We start from the raw sequence: 20930 nt of genomic DNA, 5'->3' as shown, positions 1-20930 counted from the left end.
CACCGCGCCCTTCCTGACTATAAGGGCCGCCCATCGCCCATGCTGGGGCGTCGCCAAGCGGTAAGGCACCGGTTTTTGGTACCGGCATTCGCAGGTTCGAATCCTGCCGCCCCAGCCAGTTTCTCATCGACAACGATGGCGAGGCTCCGGTCGTCCATGAGAGTCTTGTCGGCGCCCGATCTTGGCTAGCCGTGGAACGGATGGGGCCGACTGCTCACAATGCTAGATTACCATGGTGGCTGACGCTGCTGCGCGATCATCTGCTCGGCCATCTGAAACGTTCGCCGAAGCTGTTCGCTGACGAGACCATCGCACCGACGCTCGATCCCGGACATGGCCGGACCAACGGCGGCTGGGGAACTAAGTCTGGATGTGCTGGAGGCTCATGCCGCGACTCCATCCGATCTCACAAGCCAATGACAGCCCATGCTGAACCATGCATGATGCCGCATGATGGATCGACGTAAGGGAATTCCGTTCGGATCGCAGCTTCGCAAAGCACCGTCTCAGGTGACGGCGCTCCTCCGGGAGGCGAAGGCGTTGAAAGCCGCGGGGCGGCTCGATGACGCGCTCGCCCTCAATCTGCAGGCGGTGCGCATGGAGCCGGACAATGGCGTCGCGGAGCATAATCTTGCGGCGACCCTGGGCGATCTGTCGCGCTTCGCGGAAGCGGTGGAGGCGGCGTCACGGGCGATTGCCAAGGGGCTGGATGCCCCCGAGACATGGCTCGTGCTTGCGCGCGCGTTGCAGGGCGTGGGGCGGCTCGACGAAGCCGACGGGGCATTCCGGGCGGCGCTGGCAAGGCGGCCCGGCTATGTCGACGCGCATCGCGATCTTGCGCAGCTGCGATGGATGCGAACCGGCGAGATGGCCGCCGCGACTTCGGCGCTCGATGACGTGCTGGCGCGTTCGCCGACGCCGGAACTGACGCTTGTGAAAGCGCGGATCCTGCGCTGCGCAGGGAACGATATCGGCGCGGCCGCAGTGCTGGCCGCAGGGCTGGCATCATGGCCGGACATGCCGATGCTCTCTATCGCGGCGGCGCAGGTCGCGGCCACGACCGGCGAGTCCGAAACGCAGTTGGCGCATGCGACCGCGGCGTTACGGACGGCCCCGCATTCCCCGGATGCCGCCAGGGCCGCGATCGAGGCGCTGCTGCATCTCGGGCGTGCGAGGGAGGCGGAGCAGCTCGCGCTGCGGCTGCTCGCGACAGCACCCGCCGATCAAGGCGTGCTCGCCCTGCTCGCAACCGCGTGGCGCCTGCTGGGCGACCCGCGTTACGAGGAGCTTTGCAATACCGATCTCCTCATATCCTCGACTCCTATCGATGCGCCGACCGGTTGGGCAACGCGCGAGGCGTTCCTCGTCGCCCTGTCGGCAGCCTTGCGCGAGCTCCATGTCTGGCGAACGCATCCGCTCGATCAGTCGGTTCGCCACGGAAGCCAGACGCAGCAGGATCTGACCCGTTCGGAAGCGCCTGTCATCCAGGCATTGTTCCGGGCACTCGATGCGCCGATCCGGCGCCATATCGACGCGCTTGGCGAAGGGCGAGATCCGGTGCGGGCCCGGCGCGGGAATGGATATCGGATTATCGGCGCATGGTCGGTTCTGCTGCAGCCCGGGGGACGGCATGTCGATCATGTGCATCCGCAGGGATGGATATCCTCTGCCTTCCATGTCGAGTTGCCACCGGCCATCGGCTGCGGGCATGAGGGCTGGCTTGCCTTCGGTCGGCCTGGCGTGCCGACGCGCCCAATATTGCCGCCTACGCATCATGTCCGCCCGGAGCCTGGCCATCTGGTGCTGTTTCCATCCTATTTCTGGCATGGGACCGAGCAGTTCGGCGGCGATGCGCCGCGCTTGACGGTGGCTTTCGATATTCTTCCCTGCTGAAAAAATCGTGCCATCTCGAGGATGATGCTGAGGGGGGTGGGGGGCGCTGCGTCTCACGTCATGAGCGACGATCGTTCGGGCGCGGATGGCGCATTGCAGATGAGGGGGTTGGATGATGATGACGCGAGGGATGCTGCTCGGCGCGGCGGCGATGGCGCTGATGGCGGGACAGCAAATGCCTGCTCATGCGCAGGCCCAGGCGGAACTTGCGGCAATCACCCCTCCGGCCAAGGCCTTTCCGCAGGATCCGGGCAGCGATTATTTCCTGGCCAATTATACCCAATATGAAGCCTATCTGAAGCAACTCGCGCAGCAATCGACCCGCATGAAGCTCGTCGACATCGGGAAGTCGGCGGAGGGCCGCTCCCAATGGATGGCGATCGTGTCGTCGCCCGCGAACCTTGCCAGGCTCGATCATTATCGCGACATTGCGCGCCGGCTGGCCAAGGCCGAAGGCCTGACATCGGAGCAGGCGCAGGCCCTAGCGAAGGAAGGCAAGGCGGTCGTCTGGATCGATGCGGGGATGCACGCGACGGAAACCGTCACGACGCAGAGCCAGATTCAGGTGCTTTATCGCATGCTGACGATGGACGATGCCGAAACCCGGCGCATCCTGGATGACACCATCATCCTCTTCGCGCAAGCCAATCCCGATGGGCTCGAGCTCGTCGCCGACTGGTATATGCGCGAGGCCGATCCGAAGAAGCGCGAGTTCCGCTCCATACCGCGGCTGTACCAGAAATATATCGGGCACGATAACAACCGCGATTCCTACATGTCGCAGATGCCGGAGACGACCAACATCAATCGCGTGCTGTTTCGCGAATGGTTTCCACAGATCGTCTTCAACCAGCACCAGACCGGACCTGCGGGAATGATCGTGTTCGTGCCTCCGTTCCGCGATCCGTTCAACTTCAATTATGACCCGATCGTGATGACCGAGCTGAGCGAAGTCGGATCGGCGATGCACAGCCGGTTGCTTGCGGAGAATAAGCCCGGATCCGGCATGCGCAGCGCCGCGCCCTATTCGACCTGGCATAACGGCATGGAGCGATCGGTCGCCTATTTCCACAATTCGATCGGACTGCTGACGGAGATCATCGGCGGCCCGACGCCCGAGAATATCCCGCTGATCCCCGACACGCAGCTCGCCCGCAATGACGAACCGTTGCCGGTTGCGCCGGGCGAATGGCATCTTCGCGACAGCCTGGAATATCAGTGGTCGCTCGATCGCGCCGTGCTGGATTATGCGTCTCGCAACCGCGAGCGGCTGTTGTTCAACATCTACAGGATGGGTGCGAACGGCATCGCGCGCGGCAATCGCGACAGCTGGACCGTGACTCCCGCCGATGTGGATGCGGTGAAGACTGCCGGCGCCTCCAAGACATCGTCCGCGGGCGCGACTGCGCCGGCAACCCCGGTCGAGCCCGCGCGGGCGCGCGGTTCGGTGGATCCGGCGCTCTACGACAAGATATTGCGCGATCCCGCCAAGCGCGATCCGCGCGGCTACATCATCCCCGCCGGCCAGGCAGACATGCCTGCCGTGGTCACGTTTCTCAACGCGCTGTTCAAGACGGGCGTCGATGTCGAGCGTGCGACCGCCGACTTCACGATCGCGGGCAAGCGCTATCCCGCGGGATCGTTCGTGGTGAAGACCGCGCAGGCCTATCGTCCCCATGTGCTCGACATGTTCGAGCCGCAAGACCATCCGCACGATGTCGAATATCCGGGTGGTCCGCCCAAGGCCCCCTATGATGTGACCGGCTATACTCTCGCCTATCAGATGGGGATCGGCTTCGACCGAATACTGGATGGCTTCGACGGCCCGTTCGAGCGGGTGCCGGACCTGCTGGCGGTCACGCCCGGCGCCATCAAGGGCAAGGGCGGCGCCGGCTGGCTGATCGATCATCGCGCAAATAACAGCTTCATCCTGAGCAATCGCCTGCTGAAGGCAGGCGTGCCACTATTCTGGTTGGAAGGCCCGACCCGCGTGGCAGGCGAAAGCTTCGGACCGGGCACGATCTGGGTTCCGGCCTCCGCTGCGGCCAAGCCGATCATCGCGGCTTCCGTCCGGCAACTGGGCATCGATGCGATCGCGGTGGCGCGCGCGCCAGCGGGCAGGACATTGGCGCTGAAGCCGGTGCGGGTCGGGCTGGTCGATCAATATGGCGGAGTGATGCCGTCCGGCTGGACGCGCTGGCTGCTCGAACAGTTCGAGTTCCCGTTCCAAGTCGTCTATCCGCAGGAGCTCGATGCCGGGAATTTGAACGCCAAGTTCGACGTGCTGCTCTTTTCCGACGGCACCGTGCCTGCGCCGGCCAACGGTCCGTACCGCGCGGGCCGGGAGAGCTCGATGCCGAAGCCGGAGGATATTCCGGCGGCCTATCGCCCCTGGCTGGGCAAGGTGAGCGACGATCGGACCGTGCCGCAGATCGATGCATTTGCCCGTGCTGGAGGGACCGTCGTGACGATCGGCGGCGCGACCCGCCTGGCGCCGCTGTTGAAAGCGCCGCTGCAGCCCGCTCTCGTCAAGGAGACCGCTGGAAAGGTCGAGAAGCTCGATACCAAGGAGTTCTTCATTCCCGGGGCGCTGCTTCGTGCGAAGGTCGATTCCGCCCAGCCGCTCGCTTATGGAATGCCGGCGGAAGTCGACCTGTTCTTCGATCGCAGCCAATCCTTCCGCACGGTCGGCGACGCGGCGGGCGTGGCGCGCATATCTTGGTTCGATCAGCCCAGGCCGCTGCGCAGCGGATGGGCGCTGGGCCAGGAGAAGTTGCAGGGCACGACGGCGGTTGCCGATGTCGACATCGGCCGCGGCAAGCTGTTCGTGATGGGGCCGGAGGTCGTGCAGCGGGCACAGCCCTATGCGACGTTCAAATTCCTCTTCAACGGCCTGCTTTACGGGCCGGCGGTGGCCGCCACCCGCTGACCGCTGTTTCTCGATCCGGATGATGGGGTCGGAGCCGAAAGGTTCCGGCCCCTTTCTTTTTTCGTGTCGAAGAGGTGAGGGCAGCCGGAAAGGCTGCGTCTTTCGGATGGGAGCCCGCAGCAATGCGGCCATATCGGGGGATTTGAACATGACATCGCGACCTGCTTTTCGCTGGCTGCTGGCCGGTAGCTGTGCCTATGGTGCGTTGACGGCCACCCTGGCGAGCGCCCAGACCGTTCCGGCCGAAGCCAATCCGTCGGCGACCGCCGCTGAGCCGGCAGCCGAGCCATCGGGCGAGATCGTCATCACCGGATCGCGCATCGCCCGGCCCGATTATGTCGCCAACAGCCCGATCGTGTCGCTGTCGCAGGACGCTTTCCAGAATAGCGGCCGGGTGACGATGGAGAAGGCGCTGTCCGAGCTGCCGCAATTTACCGGCTCGTTCGGCCAGGGAAATGGCGGTAGCACGAGCACTGGCTTGAACGGTGGGCAGGCCTATGCGAGCCTGCGCGGCCTGGGATCCAAGCGTACGCTGCTCCTGCTCGACGGGCGCCGGTTGCAGCCGTCCAATCCGGATGGCTCGGTCGATCTCAACATCATTCCCGAAGCGCTGATAGAAAATATCGAAGTCATCACCGGCGGGGCATCCACCACTTATGGATCCGACGCGACCGCGGGCGTGGTCAACTTCCGGTTGAAGCGCAGCTTCGAGGGCGTCGAGCTGAGCGGCCAATATGGTCTCAGCGACTATGGCGACGGCGATTCCACGCGCATTACCGGAACGGTCGGCGGCGAATTCGCGGACGGCCGGGGCAGCGCAGTGCTGTCGCTCGACTATACCAAGCGCGATCGCGCGCTGCAGAATGAGCGCGATTATTATGTCTTCCGCAGCACCACACCGGGGCTGAGCACCATCCCGCAGGGAACGGCGTTGTTCGGCGCCAACCTGCCGACGCTGGCGGCCGTCAACAATGTGTTCGTGGGAAGCTATGGTACGCGGCCGCTTACCGGCAATGCTGCCGGCCGCTATACGGGGCAGATCGGATTCAATAGCGACCAGACCCTGTTCAGCACCGCAGGCGTACCTGTCCTGAACTTCCGCGATCCCGAGACCGACGATGCCTATATCGTCAATAGCGGCACCAACAGCCAGCAGGTGAACTTCGGCTATACCGGAAGCTCGCTACAGTCGGACCTGAACCGCTATTCGGTCTTCGGCAAGGTCGATTATGACGTGACCGATGCCATCAAGACGTTCGCGCAGTTCAGCTACACCAGCTACGATTCGCTCGGTATCTCGAACCCGACCTTGGCGTCGAATGTCTATGGACTGAGCGTTCCCGTCACCAATCCGTATATCTCGCCAGCCTTTCAGTCGATCCTGGCGTCACGGCCGAATCCGGGTGCGCCCGTCACCTTCTACAAGGCGTTCAACATTCTCGGCCCGCGCTTCCAGCGCTATGAATATGATGTCTATCAGCTGACCGCCGGCGCGTCCGGAAAGCTCGGGATCCACGACTGGACGTGGGATCTTTACGGCAGCATCAGCCGTGCCAAGTTCGCGAACGAGCAGACCGGCGGTGCCAGCGCCTCCGCGGTCGCCCGGCTGCTCAACAGTCCGACCGGCGGCACCGAATATTGCGCAGGCGGGTTCAATCCGTTCGGAAACCTCACTCCATCGCAGGACTGCATCAACTACATCTCGCGTCGTACGCTCAACACCAACGAACTGAAGCAGCGTACGGTTGAGGGCGGCATCCAGGGCGGCCTGTTCGAGCTGCCGGCAGGCGAGGTGCGCTTCGCGGCGGGCGCCGACTATCGCTACAACAACTACGGCTTCACGCCGGACACGCAATTATCGCAGCCGGACGGCACCAGCGACATATTGGGATATAGCGTGCTGCGCGCCGCGAACGGGTCGGTCGATACCTCCGAACTTTATGCCGAGTTGCTGGTGCCGGTGCTGAAGGATCTGCCGCTCGTGCAGGAGTTCAACCTCGATCTGGGCTATCGCTATTCCGATTACAGCTCGATCGGGGGCGTGCACACCTACAAGGCCGACTTCGACTGGCGCGTGTTCGAGCCGCTGCGGCTGCGCGGCGGTTATAATCGCGCGATCCGGGCCCCCAGCGTCGGTGAGCTCTATGCGCCGGTTTCCACCGGCAGCGTCGCGATCGGCAATCCGTCGGCGACGACCACCAATGGCGATCCGTGCGACGTACGCTCCTCCTATCGTCGCGGTGCGAACGCCGCCCAGGTGCGTGCGCTCTGCCTGGCGCAGGGTATTCCGACTGCGATCATCGACAGCTATCAGCTGGGCACCGCGCAGGTCTTTGCCTTGACCGGGGGCAATCCCGATCTGGAGGAGGAGAAGGCCGATACCTATTCGGTCGGGGCCGTCATTCAGTCTCCGCTGCAGAACCCCGTCTTCCGGCGCATGTCGCTGTCGGTCGATTTCTACAAGATCAAGGTGGCCGATGCGGTCGGCCCGCTGTCGATCGCCCGTGGAATCCAATTCTGCTTCAACTCGGGCGACAACAACCCGACATATGACCCTAACAATTATTACTGCTCCTTGCTGACCCGCAACACGTCCAACGGTGTGCCGGTCAACCCCGTACAGCCGCTGCTCAACCTGGGACGGTTCGACGTATCCGGTATCGACATGCAGTTCGACTGGCGCTTCGACTTGGCGGATATCGGGATCGGCTCCGACAGCGGAACGCTCGCCCTCAACACCGCAGTCAGCTATCTCGACAGCTTCAAGATCCAGTCGCTGCCGGGCGCGCCGATATATGACTATGCTGGCAGCATCGGCACCGGGGTGGAGAGCACGGCCGGCACCGCGCATCCCCGCTGGAAGGCGATCACATCGGCCACCTATAGCTTCGGTCCTGCCAGCATCGGGCTGCGCTGGCGTTATATCGACAAGATGATCGCATCCGCCCGTGTGGTGACGCCGACCAGCACGACCCGCGGCGTGAAGGCATATAATGTCTTCGATCTCAATGCGCGGGTGGATCTGCCGGCGGAAACCGAGCTGCGTGTCGGGGTGACCAACCTGTTCAACCGCGAACCGCCCCAGGTCGGCGACGAGCAGGGCAATTTCGACGCGCAGAATTATGACGTGATCGGACGCTATTTCTTCGTCGGCATCACCAAGTCGTTCTGATGGACGGGACGGAAGGAAAGACCATGACCTCAATCATGAAGGCCGCCGTCCTGGCAATGGCCGCCGCGGCGCTGCCGGTGCAGGCGCAAGGCCTGGAGGCAAGCGACCAGACCCAGCTCGTCGCCGCGGTCGACCGCGATGCCGAGCAGCTCGGCGACACCGCGCTGAAGATCTGGAACTTCGCCGAAGTCGGCTATCAGGAAACACGCAGTTCGGCTCTGCTGCAACAGCAACTGCAGGCCGCCGGCTTCACCGTGAAGTCGGGCGTCGCGGGCGAGCCGACCGCATTTGTGGCAAGCTATCGCAATGGTGCCGGGCCGGTGATCGCCATATTGGCGGAATATGATGCTCTGCCCGGTCTGTCGCAGGCGGCTGCGGCGGAACGGCAGCCATTCGGGCAGGCGGCGGGGCATGGCTGCGGCCATAATCTGTTCGGGGCGGCTTCGTCCGCCGCGGCGATCGCCACGAAGGAGTGGATGATCCGCAACAAGGTGGCAGGCGAATTGCGCGTCTATGGCACGCCGGCGGAAGAGGGTGGATCGGGCAAGGTCTATCAGGTCCGCGACGGCCTGTTCGGCGATGTCGACGTGACGTTGCATTGGCATCCCGGCAACGCCAATTCGGCGGCGCAGGGCCCGTCCATGGCCAATATCAGCGGCAAGTTCCGGTTCCGCGGGGCATCCTCCCATGCCGCCGCCGCGCCGGACAAAGGCCGCTCCGCGCTCGACGCGGTCGAGGCGATGAATGCCATGGTCAATCTGATGCGCGAGCATGTGCCCGATCGCACCCGCATCCACTATGTCATCACCGATGGAGGCAAGGCCCCGAACGTCGTCCCTGACTTCGCCGAAGTCTATTATTATGTCCGCCATACCGATCCGAATATCGTCGTGACCGTCATGGATCGGGTAAAGAAGGCCGCCGAGGGCGCGGCGCTCGGCACAGACACCAGGATGGAGTTCGAGCAGACCGGCGGCGTCTACAGCCTCCTGCCGAATGCCGCGTTGATGGCGGTAATGGATCGCAATCTGCGCCGGGTGGGCGGGATACAATGGACCGCGCAGGAACAAGCCTTTGGTGCCGCGATCCAGAAGACCCTCCCGCCAGGTGCCCCGGCCTTGTCGACGGTCGGCGAGATTCAGCCGGCGGTGATCGGCACCGATGGTTTCGCGTCGACCGACGTTGCCGATATCAGCTGGGTCACGCCCACCGTCGGCCTGTCGACCGCGACCTTCGTTCCCGGATCAGCCGGCCATAGCTGGCAGAATGTTGCGGCGGCGGGCAGCAGCATCGGGGTGAAGGGTGCCGTGGTGGCCGCCAAGACGCTCGCACTCGCCGCGGCCGAGCTCTTTCGCAGCCCGGACGAAATAGCCGCTGCCAAGGCCGAGTTCGAGAAGCGGCGCGGACCTCAGTTCCGCTACAAGGCTCTGGTCGGCGACCGCAAGCCGCCGCTGGACTATCGCGCTTCCAGCAAGCCGGAATAGCGGCAGGCAGGCACGCCTCCCGGCTGGGGCCGGGAGGCGATCGGCTGATCAGTATCGCGTCAGCACGATCCGCTGATCGTCGTCTTGCACGATCCGCGCGATCCGGGACCTTTCGAGCGCAGCGGCCAATGTGGTCGGCTCGCCGGTGTGGAAGACGCCGCTGATCTTGCGTGAACGAAGCGCGGTGTCGTTCAGGATGAGCTTGCGCTCCGAATAACGGTTCATCTCGGCGACGACATGATCGAGCGGCGCCTCGTCGAAGGTCAGGCGATGCGCGAGCCAGCCCGTCGCCTGATCGGCTTCACCCTGAGCCAGCCGGATCGCGCGACCCTCGGCGATCAGCGTGCCGCCCGGATCGAGGATCGTCGTGCGTTTCGCCGCGGGAGTCTCGACCCGGACCCGACCCTCCACGAGCGCGACACCGAAGCGGCCGGGCTCGACGCGGACATCGAACGCCGTGCCCAGCGCGGTGACGCTGTTCCCGCCCGCGGTCACGACGAAGGGGTGGGCTGCGTCCTTGGCAACCTTGAAGAAGGCGCGCCCGCCGACGAGCGTCACCCGGCGTTCGGCGCCCCAGTCAGGAACCCGTACCACCGATTCAGTGTCGAGCGTGACGACGGACCCATCGGGCAGCCGAACCGTCGATCGTCCGCCCGTTTCCGTCCGAAACTCGCGTATCGAGGCCATTTGCGGGGATGGCGGGACGTCCAGTCGCTGCCACAGGAGGATGGAAGCGCCGCCGACCGTCGCAACCATGGCAGCGGCCGCCGCCAAGCCCTTCCACAGCGATCCACGTCGGGACGGGATTGCCAGCGCGTCCGACAGCATGGCCTGGATTGCGGGGTCATGGGCCACATGGCCGATATTGGTGTCGGCGTGCCGCACCGCCGCCCAGGCGCGCTGATGCTCCGGATCGGCGTCGTGCCACTGAGCGAAGGCGCGACGATCCTGCAGTGTCGCGTCATCGGCTTGCAGCCGGGCGTACCAGGCTGCGGCGTCGCCGTTTGCCCCGGACTTCGGATTGTCGTTCATTCGCTCAGCCGGGCCGCGAGGTGCTTGATGGCCTTCATGATATGCTTCTCTACCGCGCTGACGGAGACGCCCATGTGACGGGCAATCCCCGCGTAGCTCATCTCTTGGAAGCGATGAAGGACGAACGCCTGTCGGGTTCGATCGGGCAATTCCTCCAACGCCGCTATGACGATTGCCAGTTGCTCCCTGCCTTCAAGGACGCGTGCGGGCGAGATTTCCTCATGCGGATGATGCGCTTCCTCCAGCGGTTCATGCCGGGACCGGTGCCGCACCTGATCGCGCCGGCCACGATCGGTCAGCACGCTCTGCGCCACCTGGAACAGATAGGCCTCGACATTCTCGATGGCACCGCGCGCCCGACGCACCTGCATCCGCAGCGCAACCTCCTGTACCATGTCCTCCACGTCATGAGAGCAAACACGCTTGGCAAAGAAGGAGCGCATGATCCCCAGATAGGGCGCTATCTCGCTCCCGGCGCTACATTCCACGCTTTCGTTGCGACGTTGGCCAAGAATGAACATGCCGGTGCGGCGTCCCCCTGAAATCGACCGCGCCCTCCCCGACTTTTTGTCTTATTCCGGTAACGGACCATGTTGCCGAAAGCCCGTCAAGCATAGAAGCTGCGCCGATAGTCCGCCGCATGAGCGGAAGGGGGAGAATGCCTGTTGCCACGCCCGGGGGGACATGGCCGACCAGTGCGACTGCCAGGCTCGTCGAAGATCATGTTCAGGCCGGCGGAGACGCCGGTTCCTGGCAGGACATCCGATCGCGCTCGCGACATTGATATTCCTGTCGACCGGCAATGCCGAGGCGGCACCTCTCGTCAACTTCTATATCCCGGCTGGGTCACTCGCGCGCGCGCTGACCCGCTTCGCGCTGCAGGCCGATCGCCAGCTTCTATTCTCGCCCGAACTGGTCGCCGGACGGCGGGTGCCGGGAATTGCGGGTCCTCTGGATCCGGATCGCGCGCTGGATCGCCTGCTGGCGGGCAGCGGCCTCGTCGCGCGTCGCGGGCGCGGCGGGCTCTTTCTGATCGAGACGGAAGCGGCGGTGCCCGCGCATCCTTCGATCGTCCCGTCGCCTGGAGGCGCGCGAACGGCTGACGATATCGTCGTCACGGCGCTAAAGCGCGAGTCACTGCTCCGGCTGACCGCCGTCAGCATGAGCGCCGAGCGCGGCACATCGCTCTCGCCGCGGGGAACCCTTGACCTCGAAGGGCTCAGCCGCACCATGCCGGAACTGCTATCCTCTATTTCCGGGACGAGCCAGCAGAGGCTCGCCATGCGCGGAGTCTATGGGACGGGCGAGGCGACGGTCGGCGTCTATTATGACGAGACGCCGGTGAACGGGCCCGCCGGGACGACATTCGATCCGGGCAGTGTCGCGCCCGACATCGATCTGGTGGACGTCGATCGCGTGGAACTGCTCCGCGGTCCGCAGGGAAGCTTATATGGCGCGAGCTCGATGGGCGGCACCCTGCGTGTGCTCTTCAATCAGCCGGACCCCGGCGGCTGGGGTGGCGAAGCCGCGGCGGGGCTCGATCTCGTCAGCCATGGTAGAGCGGGCGGCATCGTCTCGGGTGTCGTCAACGCGCCGATCGCGGCGGACGTGCTGGCGGTCAGGGGCTCGATCTATCGACGCCGGACCGCCGGATATATCGATAATCCGCGGTTCGGCCTCCGTGATGTGGGCCAGGTCATCCGGGAAGGCGAGCGGATCGCGGCCGGGTGGACGCCGCATCCCGACGTGCGGATCATGGCCTCCGCGATGTGGCAGCGGCTGCATGCCGATGATGCGGGCTTCTGGAATTTGGGCGGGCCACGATATCGCAGCAACCAGCCGACGCGGACGCCCTATGGCAGCGATCTGGGCATCTATAATCTTACCCTCCGCTGGAATATCGGGCCGACGACGCTGACGGCGACGGGATCGACCTATGCATGGGATATGATCCGGCAGATGGATTATACGGCCGTGCTCGCGCAGCAGCGAACCAGCCTTGCCGGTTGCGCCCGTTTCGCGGGGCTGGCGGCGAATATCGACTGTACCGCCGAACAGCGCGCCGAATATGCGGCCTATGTCGACAGTCACCTGCCTGCCATCCTCTACCAGCCGATGCGCATCACCAGCGACACCGCCGAGTTTCGCCTCGCGTCGAACGGCGATGGATCTTTCAGCTGGACGGTCGGGGCTTTCCTGGAGCAGCGCAAGGATAGGACCGAGAGCTATGCGTTGCGTGCCGATGCATCGGACGGAGAGATCGTCCGGCCGTTCGATATCATCGGGCTGCGAACGATCCGCACGCGGCTCGGCCAGCGTGCGCTGTTCGGAGAAATCACAGGATCGATCGTCCCCGGCATGACCGCGACGGTGGGCGCGCGCTACTTCCGCTATCGCCGCAGCGCGAGCGGGGCGGTGCCGATCGCCAATGCGATCACCGGCACGGGCGCGCTCAGCGACGCCGCCTATGCGACGAAAGAGGGTGGGGCCAATCTGAAGGTTCAACTCGCTTATCGTCCCTCGAGCGATGTCCTCGCTTATTTGCAGGCTGCTGAGGGTTTCCGGCCCGGGGGCGTCAACATCACGCCGGCCTTGTCGGATGCGGAGCGCCGTTACCGCGCGGATCGCCTGTGGAGCTATGAGCTGGGCTCGAAGATACGCTTGAACGGGGGCGCCATCGCCCTGGATGCGGCGCTCTATCATATTGATTGGGTAGACATGATTTCCGCTTTCTCGAGCGCGAGCGGCGCGTTCGTCTACAATGCCAATATCGGATCCGCCGATATTGGCGGCGCCGAGATCCAGATCGCCGCTCGGCTGCCGGCGGCGGAGCTTTCCGCCAAGCTCGGCTATGTCGATGCCCGATTGGCGGAGGATCAGGCGGTGCCATCCGCCGCGGGTGCAGGGCGCAGCGGCGATCGACTTCCCTACGTCCCGCACCTCTCGATGGTGCTCGGGGGCGTTCATCGGATCAGGCTCGCGCCGAACATTGCCGCATCGCTACGGGGCGATATCAGCCATGTCGGCGCCTCCGCCTCTCAATTCAATCGCGAGATCGCCTATTATCAGCGCACGCCTGCGCGCACGTTCGTCAATGTCGAGGCAGCAGTCATCTGGCAGGAATGGCAGGCGACGCTCGCCATCCGCAACCTTTTCGATGCGATCGCGGCTCGACGGATCATGTCGAGCGCATTCGGTTCCGAGCGCGTGTATAGCAGCTCCCCACGAACGCTGAGCCTGAAAATCTTCCGCCGTTTCCGATGACGTGACGGCTGAAACAATCCTGGCACGGCGCAACAGCGGCGTCGCGCCGGAGCGGAGGCCGCTGTCCGTAGGTGGAGCAGCCCGGATATGACCGCTGCCCGATATGCTATGCCGCGACGCCCGGCTGAGCCGTCGGGCCGCGCGCAAGGTCTAGACGAAGCAGGCGTTCGCAGGTCGCGGTCGGGCGAGGGCGGTGGCTGACGAGGAGCAGACCTTGGCCTGTTGCCGCGAGACGGGATGTCATCCGATTGATCACATGGTCCTCGGTCGCCCGGTCCAGCCCTTCGGTCGGCTCGTCGAGCAGCAGCCAGGGTGCCTCGGCCAGATAGGCGCGGGCAAGCGCGAGGCGGCGGCGTTCGCCGCCGGACAGTCGCGCGCCGTTCTCGCCGATCCAGCTGTCGAGCCCTTGCGGCAGCGCGCGGACCCGTTCGTCGAGCACGGCATCGTGGAGCGCATGCCAGAGCGCCGTATCATCGGCATCGGGCCGCGACAGCAGGAGGTTGTCGCGGACCGTGCCGGACAGCAGCATCGCATCCTGCGGCAGCCAGGCGAAGCAGCGCCGGAGCGTTTCGGCGGGTAGCGTTGCGACATCCACCCCGTCGAGGCGGATCTGGCCCGGTCTGGCCTCGCGCAGCCCGAGCAGCGTCTCGACCAGCGTCGTCTTGCCGATGCCCGACGGCCCGACGAGCGCGACGCGCATGCCTGGCGCGAGATGACAGGACAGCGGATGGAGCAGTTCGATCGTGGGGGCGTCGGACATCGGCGTCGCGCGCCGTTCTGCGGGTAAGGCCGTGTCGAGCAGTGCCTCCAGCCGGGCTTCCGCTTCCCGCAGGCTGCCGCGCTGGGCGAGACTGCGGAGGAGGGGGGCTGCGCCGTCCACGGTCATGGCGGCAGCGAGCGCGGCCAGTGCGGCGATCGCGGCGCCGGCCTGGGCGGAGAGCAGCAGTGCCGCGGTAGCAGCAATGCCGAGGGCGAGCGCGTGCAGCAGCTCGAACCAGCCATGCGCCCGGGCCTGCGCCCGTTGCGCATCTGCCAGCGCGCGGCTGCGTGTCTCGATCCGATCGGCTGCCCAGCCTTCGAGGCCGAAGCAGCGCAGCTCCGCCATAGCCTCTGCCAGAGCGGCGAATTCCTCCTTCAGCGCTCCGGTCGCGCGCTGCACGGCGCGGCCGGGCGCTTCGAGCCGGCGGGCGAGCAGGCCGGCCGCGACCAGCAGCAGGCCGAGGCAGAGCGCAGTGGCGAGCGCTGCCGCCCCGCCGCCGAGTAGGGTCAGCCCGACCCCCGAGCCGAGCGCCGCGACCGCGCTCCACGGCGCGGAGAGACGGACGAAACGCGTCTCGATGGTATCGACATCCTGCACCATGCGCGCGGTCGCCTCGCCGGTGGCGAACGACAAGGCGCGCGTGACCGGCGCCGCGGCGATCGCGCGGAACAGCGCCGGCCGAATCCGGGCGAGCGCGCCGAGCGCGGCGTCATGGCTCGCCAGCCGCTCGCCATAGCGCGCGCCCGTGCGGACGATCGCGAGCAGGCGGATGGTGGCGCTCGGCAGCATATAGTTGAATGCGCGGGCCACGATCGGCCCGCCCGCGCCTGCCGCTGCCGCCGCGGTGATGAACCAGCCCGACAGGCCGAGCAGCAGTACCGAGGCGGCCGCGACGAGCGCCGCGAACAGCGCGGCGCGGACAAGCCGGCGGCGCTGGCGGGCGCGCTCGGCGGCGAGCAGGGAGGCGAGGAAAGGGGTCATTCCGCCTCTCCCAGCCGGACGACGATATCGGCGATGGCCGCGAGCCGCGCGCTGTGCGTGGCGATGAGGGTGGTGCGGCCGGCGCAGGCGTGGGTGATGGTCGCGATCAGATCCGCTTCGGAGGCGGCGTCGAGATGCGCGGTGGGCTCGTCGAGAAGCAGGAAGGGCGCCGGCTTGAGCAGCGCGCGGGCAAGCGCGATGCGCCGCCGCTCGCCGCCCGAGAGCCCGCCGCCACGCGCATCGATCGGGCTGTCGATCCCGCACCGCCGCTTGAGCAGCAGCGGGCCGAGCCCGGCGGCGCGCACGGCCTCGGCAATCTCTTGGGGGGAGGCATCGGGGCGTGCGAGGAGGAGATTGTCCCGGATCGTGCCGGCGATGATCAGCGGCGCCTGCCCGGCCCAGGCGGCGAAGGGCGCGATGCTGCCGAGTTCGCCAAGATCCATATCTCCGATCCGGACGCGCCCGCCGCTCAGCGGGGCGAGGCCGAGGAGGAGGTGGAGCAGGCTGCTCTTGCCGCTGCCCGACGGACCGATGAGCGCCACAATCTTTCCCGGCGCGACATCGAGCGAGACGTCGGAAAGTGCCGCGCGATCCTCGCCCGGATAGCGGATCGTGACATGCTCGAAGCGGATGCCGGGCAGGCGTTCGGAGAGAGCGGGCGTTGGCGGGGCGGCCGGCGCGCGCGCCGCCTCGATCGCCGACAGCCGCTCGGCTGCGGTCTCGGCTGCCTGCCTGTCATGATAGGCGGCGGCGAGGCGGCGCATCGGGCCATAAAATTCCGGCGCCAGCGCCAGCACGAAGAATGCCTGGCCGAGGCTCAGCCGCTCCGGTACCGGGAAGGGCAGGAGGCCGAGCAGGTTGAAGCCGGCATAGACCGCGACCAGCGCCACCGACAGCGCCGCGAAAAATTCGAGCGCGCCCGAGGAGAGAAAGGCCATGCGCAGCACGCGTATCGTCCGGCGGGCAAGCTCGTCGGCGGCCGTGCCCAGCGCCTGCGCCTCGCGCTCCTCGGCGCGGAAGGCGAGGACGATGGGGAGCGCGCGCAGCCGATCGGCGAAAAGACCGGAGAGGCGGGCGAGCGCGATGAACTGCCGCCGCGATTCATCGGCTGCGGCTCCGCCTGCGAGCGCCAGCGCGAGGATGAAGGGAAGCAGCGTCGCGGCCAATATGCCGGCCGCGACGGGACTCGCGAACGCAGTCGCGGCGAGCACGATCAGGGGCGCGAGCGCGGCAGCCTGCCGTGCGGGCAGGAAGCGCGCGACATGGCCGTCGATCGCATCGACCTCGTCGACGACGGCGCTCATCAGCGTGCCGCTGGTGCCCGTCCCGCCTACCGCGCGGTGGAGCGCGGCATCGACGATCCGGTGACGCAATCTGAGCTTCGCCTGATGCGCGCCCTCCGCGCCCATGCGCGCGGACAGCATCGCGAACAGGCCTCGCACGCCGCCCGACAGCGCGGCGAGCGCGGCATAAGGCAGCATCGCCGCCACGCCCGACGGCAGCGCGACGACTGCCCCGGCGAGGCCACCCGCGAAGCCGATCGCGGCGATGCTGTCGAGCAGCAGCAGCGCGGTCGACTGGCGGGTGCGGCCGCCATCGGCCACGGCCGCCTTGAGATAGCGCCGGCGCGCCTGCGCCATCTCCTTGTTCGTCGCGATCGCGTTCATGCGCCCCGTCATCGCCCGGAGGCCACGTGCATGTCTTTGACCGGAGTCAATGTCGGCTTCGGCCTTTGCGCCTAGCCGGCGGCGCGAGGCCGGAGAATCGGCCTGCGAGGAGATTGCGCATGGACCTCGGGGTCATCGATCTGTCGCGGCTGCAATTCGCACTGACCGCGCTCTACCATTTCCTGTTCGTGCCGCTGACGCTCGGCCTGTCCTTCATCCTCGTCATCATGGAATCCATCTATGTGATGACGGGCCGGCCGGTCTGGCGGCAGGTGACGCGCTTCTGGGGCAAGATTTTCGGCATCAACTTCGTGCTGGGCGTCGCCACCGGCCTCACCATGGAATTCCAGTTCGGGACCAACTGGTCCTATTTCTCGCATTATGTCGGCGATATTTTCGGCGCGCCGCTCGCGATCGAGGGGCTTATGGCCTTCTTTCTGGAGGCGACCTTCGTCGGGCTGATGTTCTTCGGCTGGGATCGGCTGTCGAAGCTCGGCCACCTCATCGTCACCTTCATGGTGGCGCTCGGCACCAATCTTTCCGCGCTGTGGATCCTGATCGCCAATGGCTGGATGCAGAATCCGGTCGGTGCCGAGTTCAACCCGGACACGATGCGCATGGAGGTCACCGATTTCGGCGCGGTGCTGTTCAATCCGATCGCGCAGGCGAAATTCGTCCATACGGTGAGCGCGGGCTATGTCATCGCTTCCGTCCTCGTGCTCGGCGTTTCGGCCTATTGGCTGCTCAAGGGCAAATGGATCGCGGTCGCGCGGCGTTCGATGACGGTGGCGGCGGCGTTCGGCCTCGCCTCCTCGCTGTCCGCCGTCGTGCTGGGCGACGAGAGCGGCTATGCGCTGACCGACAATCAGAAGATGAAGCTCGCCGCGATCGAGGCAGCCTGGCACACCGCGCCCGCGCCGGCCGGCCTCACCCTCTTCGGCATGCCCGATATGGCGGCGCGCACGACGCGCTATTCGGTCGAGGTTCCCTGGCTACTGGGCCTGATCGCCACCCGCAGCCTGGACCATGAGGTCGCCGGCATGTCGGAACTGGTGCTGAGGGCCGAGGAGCGGATCGCCTCGGGCGTCATCGCCTATGACGCGGTCGAGAGACTGAAGATCGATCCCGCCAATGCCGCGGAGCGGGCGCGGTTCGAGGCGCATAAGCGCGACCTGGGTTATGCGCTGCTGCTCAAGCGCCATGTCGCCGATCCGCGGACGGCGAGCCCGGCGCTGATCGCATCGACCGCCTGGGACAGCGTGCCCAACGTGCCGCTGATGTTCTGGAGCTTCCGCGCCATGGCCTTGATCGGCTTTGCGATGATCGCGCTGTTCGCGACCGCCTTCCTGCTCTGTTCGCTCCGGCTCCATCTCCGGACGCGCTGGTTCCTGAAGCTTGCGGTGGCTGCGATCCCGCTGCCCTGGATCGCGGCCGAGCTTGGCTGGATCGTTGCCGAGATGGGGCGCCAGCCCTGGGCGATCGAAGGCGTGCTGCCGACCTTCCTGGCAAGCTCGTCGCTCGGCCGGGGGGCGCTGTGGACGACGATCCTCGGTTTCACCGTGCTCTACGGCACGCTGGCCGTGATCGAGATCCGCCTGATCCTCGCCACCATCCGCCACGGGCCGGACGAGCAGAAGGAGGATCAGCCGGCCGCCGCGCCGATCCCCGCCGTCGCCGCCTGATTTCCCGGAGACAAGATCATGTCCTTCTTCGACTATGAGATGCTGCGCCTCATCTGGTGGGGCCTGATGGGTGTGCTGCTCATCGGCTTCGCGCTCACCGACGGCTTCGACCTGGGCGTCGCTGCGCTGCTGCCCTTCGTCGCCCGGACGGATGCCGAGCGGCGGATGGTGATCAACTCGGTCGGCCCCACCTGGGAGGGCAACCAGGTGTGGTTCATCCTTGGCGGCGGGGCGATCTTCGCGGCCTGGCCCCATGTCTATGCGGTCAGCTTCTCTGGCTTCTATCTTGCCATGTTCGTGGTGCTGGCGGCGCTGATCCTGCGGCCGGTAGGCTTCAAATATCGCTCCAAGCGGCCCGATCCGGCATGGCGGACGCGATGGGACTGGGCGCTGTTCGTCGGCGGTCTCGTACCGGCGCTCGTCTTCGGCGTGGCGGTAGGCAATGTGCTCGAGGGTGCGCCCTTCCGCATCGACAGCGACATGCGCGCTTTCTACGAGGGCAGCTTCCTCGGCCTGTTCACGCCGTTCACGCTGCTGTGCGGACTGCTTTCGGTGGCGATGCTCGTGCTGCACGGATCGGCCTGGCTCGCGCTCAAGGTGGAGCATGGGCCGGTGCATGATCGGGCACGCGCCTATGGCACCGTCGCGGCGCTCGCCTCGATCCTGCTGTTCGCGCTCGGCTGGGCCTATGTCGCCTTCGGGACGATCGGCTTCCGCATCGTCGGCGCGGTCGATCCGTTCGGGCCGTCCAATCCGCTCCGCACGACGAGCGTCGCCGCGCCCGGTGGCTGGCTTGTCAACTATGCCCTTTATCCCTGGATGATGATCGCCCCCGCCTTGGGCTTCGTGGGCGCGGCGCTGGCGCTTGTCGGCATCCGGCGGGGCTCGGAGCCGCTGGCCTTCGCCGGATCGTCCGCCTCGGCATTTGGCATCGTTGCGACCGTCGGCTGCTCGATGTTTCCCTTCATCCTGCCCTCCAGCGTGGACGCGCATTCCAGCCTGACGGTGTGGAACGCCTCTTCCTCGGCAAGGACGCTGGGCATCATGCTGTTCGTGACGCTGATCTTCCTGCCGATCGTGCTCGCCTACACCGGCTGGGCGTTCAGGGTGATGTTCGGCCGGGTGACGAGCCGGGACGTCCGCACCAATCCCGATTTCTATTGAGCAGGGAGACGCATCCCCATGTGGTATTTCGCCTGGATCCTCGGCCTCGGCCTCGCGGCCGGTTTCGGCATATTGAACGGCATCTGGCACGAGTTCCACCTGCCGATCGAAGCTGACGAGGACATGTCTTCCGGTCACTGAGCAATCGGACCGGGACATATGGCCGTTCATGATCTATGTCAGTGCCATGGCACTGACGGATATCTGCGCCGACTGCGCGGTGCGCGACCGGGCGCTCTGCGGCAGCCTGAATGACGAGGAGCTGGCCGCGCTCAACATGCTCGGCCGGCGGCAGAAGGTCGCACGCGGCGAGACGCTGATCTGGGCAGGCGACGAGAGCATAATCTGCGGCAATCTGCTCTCGGGCGTGCTGAAGCTCGCCGCATCGACCGCAGACGGGCGGGAGCAGATAGTGGGCCTGCTCTATCCGGCGGATTTCATCGGCCGTCCCTATGCGGATGTGGCGGATTTCACCGTCACCGCGCTGACTGACGCCGAGCTCTGCTTCTTTCCGCGCAAGCCGTTCGAGCAGGCGCTGGAGGATCATATCCAGATGGAGCGGCTGCTGCTCCAGCGCACTTTCGCGGCGCTCGACGAGGCACGGGCGCGCATGCTGATGCTCGGGCGCAAATCGGCCGAGGAGAAGCTTGCCGACTTCCTGCTCGATATGGCGCGGCGGATGGGATCGAGCGGATGCCGTGCGACGCCCGATGGGCCGATGACCTTCGATCTGCCGCTCACGCGCGGCCAGATCGCGGACGTGCTCGGCCTCACGATCGAGACGGTGAGCCGGCAGATGACGAAGCTCAAGGCGGCCGGCATCATCGCGCTGCCCGGCGGGCGCGCGGTGACGATATCCGACCGGCAGGCGCTGGAGGCGCGGACGGAGGCTGCCTGAGGCC

Annotated in this window: 13 protein-coding genes and 1 tRNA gene; 10 read left to right on the top strand and 4 right to left on the bottom strand. The window is 66.1% G+C overall.

The window, feature by feature from the left end; translation table 11 throughout:
* The first annotated feature begins 43 nt into the window (after positions 1–43).
* From CLG96_RS16290 to CLG96_RS16270, 5 genes are all read left to right on the top strand, one after another.
* Positions 44–118: transfer RNA gene (locus CLG96_RS16290), tRNA-Gln, on the top strand.
* Positions 119–510: 392 nt separating this feature from the next.
* The gene (locus CLG96_RS16285; RefSeq protein WP_165799681.1) at positions 511–1893 is read left to right on the top strand and encodes a putative 2OG-Fe(II) oxygenase; all 1383 of its coding nucleotides are present in this window, start codon (positions 511–513) and stop codon (positions 1891–1893) included.
* A 112-nt stretch (positions 1894–2005) separates the two neighbouring features.
* Complete coding sequence (locus CLG96_RS16280) at positions 2006–4822, top strand: M14 family metallopeptidase (RefSeq protein ID WP_207796722.1); 2817 nt, start codon at positions 2006–2008, stop codon at positions 4820–4822.
* A 148-nt stretch (positions 4823–4970) separates the two neighbouring features.
* Entirely contained in the window at positions 4971–7994 is a 3024-nt protein-coding gene (locus tag CLG96_RS16275) for a TonB-dependent receptor domain-containing protein (RefSeq protein WP_165799680.1), read from the top strand.
* Positions 7995–8017: 23 nt separating this feature from the next.
* Positions 8018–9478: an amidohydrolase gene (locus tag CLG96_RS16270; RefSeq protein ID WP_107969583.1), complete on the top strand. Its 1461-nt coding sequence runs from the start codon at positions 8018–8020 to the stop codon at positions 9476–9478.
* Positions 9479–9526: 48 nt separating this feature from the next.
* Here CLG96_RS16270 and CLG96_RS16265 read toward each other — a convergent pair whose 3' ends face one another.
* Both CLG96_RS16265 and CLG96_RS16260 read right to left on the bottom strand, forming a co-directional pair.
* Positions 9527–10510: a FecR family protein gene (locus CLG96_RS16265; RefSeq protein WP_107969482.1), complete on the bottom strand. Its 984-nt coding sequence runs from the start codon at positions 10508–10510 to the stop codon at positions 9527–9529.
* Positions 10507–10953 (bottom strand): RNA polymerase sigma factor, encoded by a 447-nt coding sequence (locus CLG96_RS16260; RefSeq protein WP_279330720.1) that lies wholly within the window; start codon positions 10951–10953, stop codon positions 10507–10509. Before CLG96_RS16260 ends, CLG96_RS16265 begins: the two co-directional genes overlap by 4 nt.
* Positions 10954–11290: 337 nt before the next feature.
* Here CLG96_RS16260 and CLG96_RS16255 point away from each other — a divergent pair, with 337 nt between their 5' ends.
* Entirely contained in the window at positions 11291–13774 is a 2484-nt protein-coding gene (locus tag CLG96_RS16255; protein WP_165799679.1) for a TonB-dependent receptor, read from the top strand.
* Between the two features lie 106 nt (positions 13775–13880).
* On the opposite strand, the gene CLG96_RS16250 is transcribed toward CLG96_RS16255, so the two are convergent.
* Together CLG96_RS16250 and cydD are read right to left on the bottom strand one after the other, a co-directional pair.
* Positions 13881–15515 carry an amino acid ABC transporter ATP-binding/permease protein gene (locus tag CLG96_RS16250; protein WP_107969478.1) on the bottom strand — a complete coding sequence of 545 codons (1635 nt, stop codon included), beginning with the start codon at positions 15513–15515 and terminating at the stop codon, positions 13881–13883.
* The gene (gene cydD, locus CLG96_RS16245) at positions 15512–17182 is read right to left on the bottom strand and encodes a thiol reductant ABC exporter subunit CydD (RefSeq protein WP_107969579.1); all 1671 of its coding nucleotides are present in this window, start codon (positions 17180–17182) and stop codon (positions 15512–15514) included. Before cydD ends, CLG96_RS16250 begins: the two co-directional genes overlap by 4 nt.
* Positions 17183–17301: 119 nt before the next feature.
* Between cydD and CLG96_RS16240 the strand changes: the two genes are divergently transcribed.
* From CLG96_RS16240 to CLG96_RS16225, 4 genes are read left to right on the top strand one after another with little or no spacing between them, the layout of a single operon-like run.
* Positions 17302–18864, top strand: a complete 1563-nt coding sequence (locus CLG96_RS16240) for a cytochrome ubiquinol oxidase subunit I (RefSeq protein ID WP_107969476.1) — start codon at positions 17302–17304, stop codon at positions 18862–18864.
* 18 nt (positions 18865–18882) lie between these two features.
* A complete protein-coding gene (gene cydB / locus CLG96_RS16235; protein WP_107969474.1) occupies positions 18883–20028 on the top strand; it encodes a cytochrome d ubiquinol oxidase subunit II in 1146 nt (381 codons plus the stop codon).
* An 18-nt stretch (positions 20029–20046) separates the two neighbouring features.
* Positions 20047–20169: a cytochrome bd-I oxidase subunit CydX gene (gene cydX, locus CLG96_RS16230; protein WP_107969472.1), complete on the top strand. Its 123-nt coding sequence runs from the start codon at positions 20047–20049 to the stop codon at positions 20167–20169.
* A 28-nt stretch (positions 20170–20197) separates the two neighbouring features.
* A complete protein-coding gene (locus tag CLG96_RS16225; RefSeq protein ID WP_423828211.1) occupies positions 20198–20926 on the top strand; it encodes a Crp/Fnr family transcriptional regulator in 729 nt (242 codons plus the stop codon).
* Positions 20927–20930: the final 4 nt, after the last annotated feature.

This window comes from Sphingomonas oleivorans (assembly GCF_003050615.1).
In the GTDB taxonomy this organism is placed as follows: domain Bacteria; phylum Pseudomonadota; class Alphaproteobacteria; order Sphingomonadales; family Sphingomonadaceae; genus Sphingomonas_H; species Sphingomonas_H oleivorans.
This window is presented reverse-complemented; position numbering and strand designations above follow the sequence as displayed.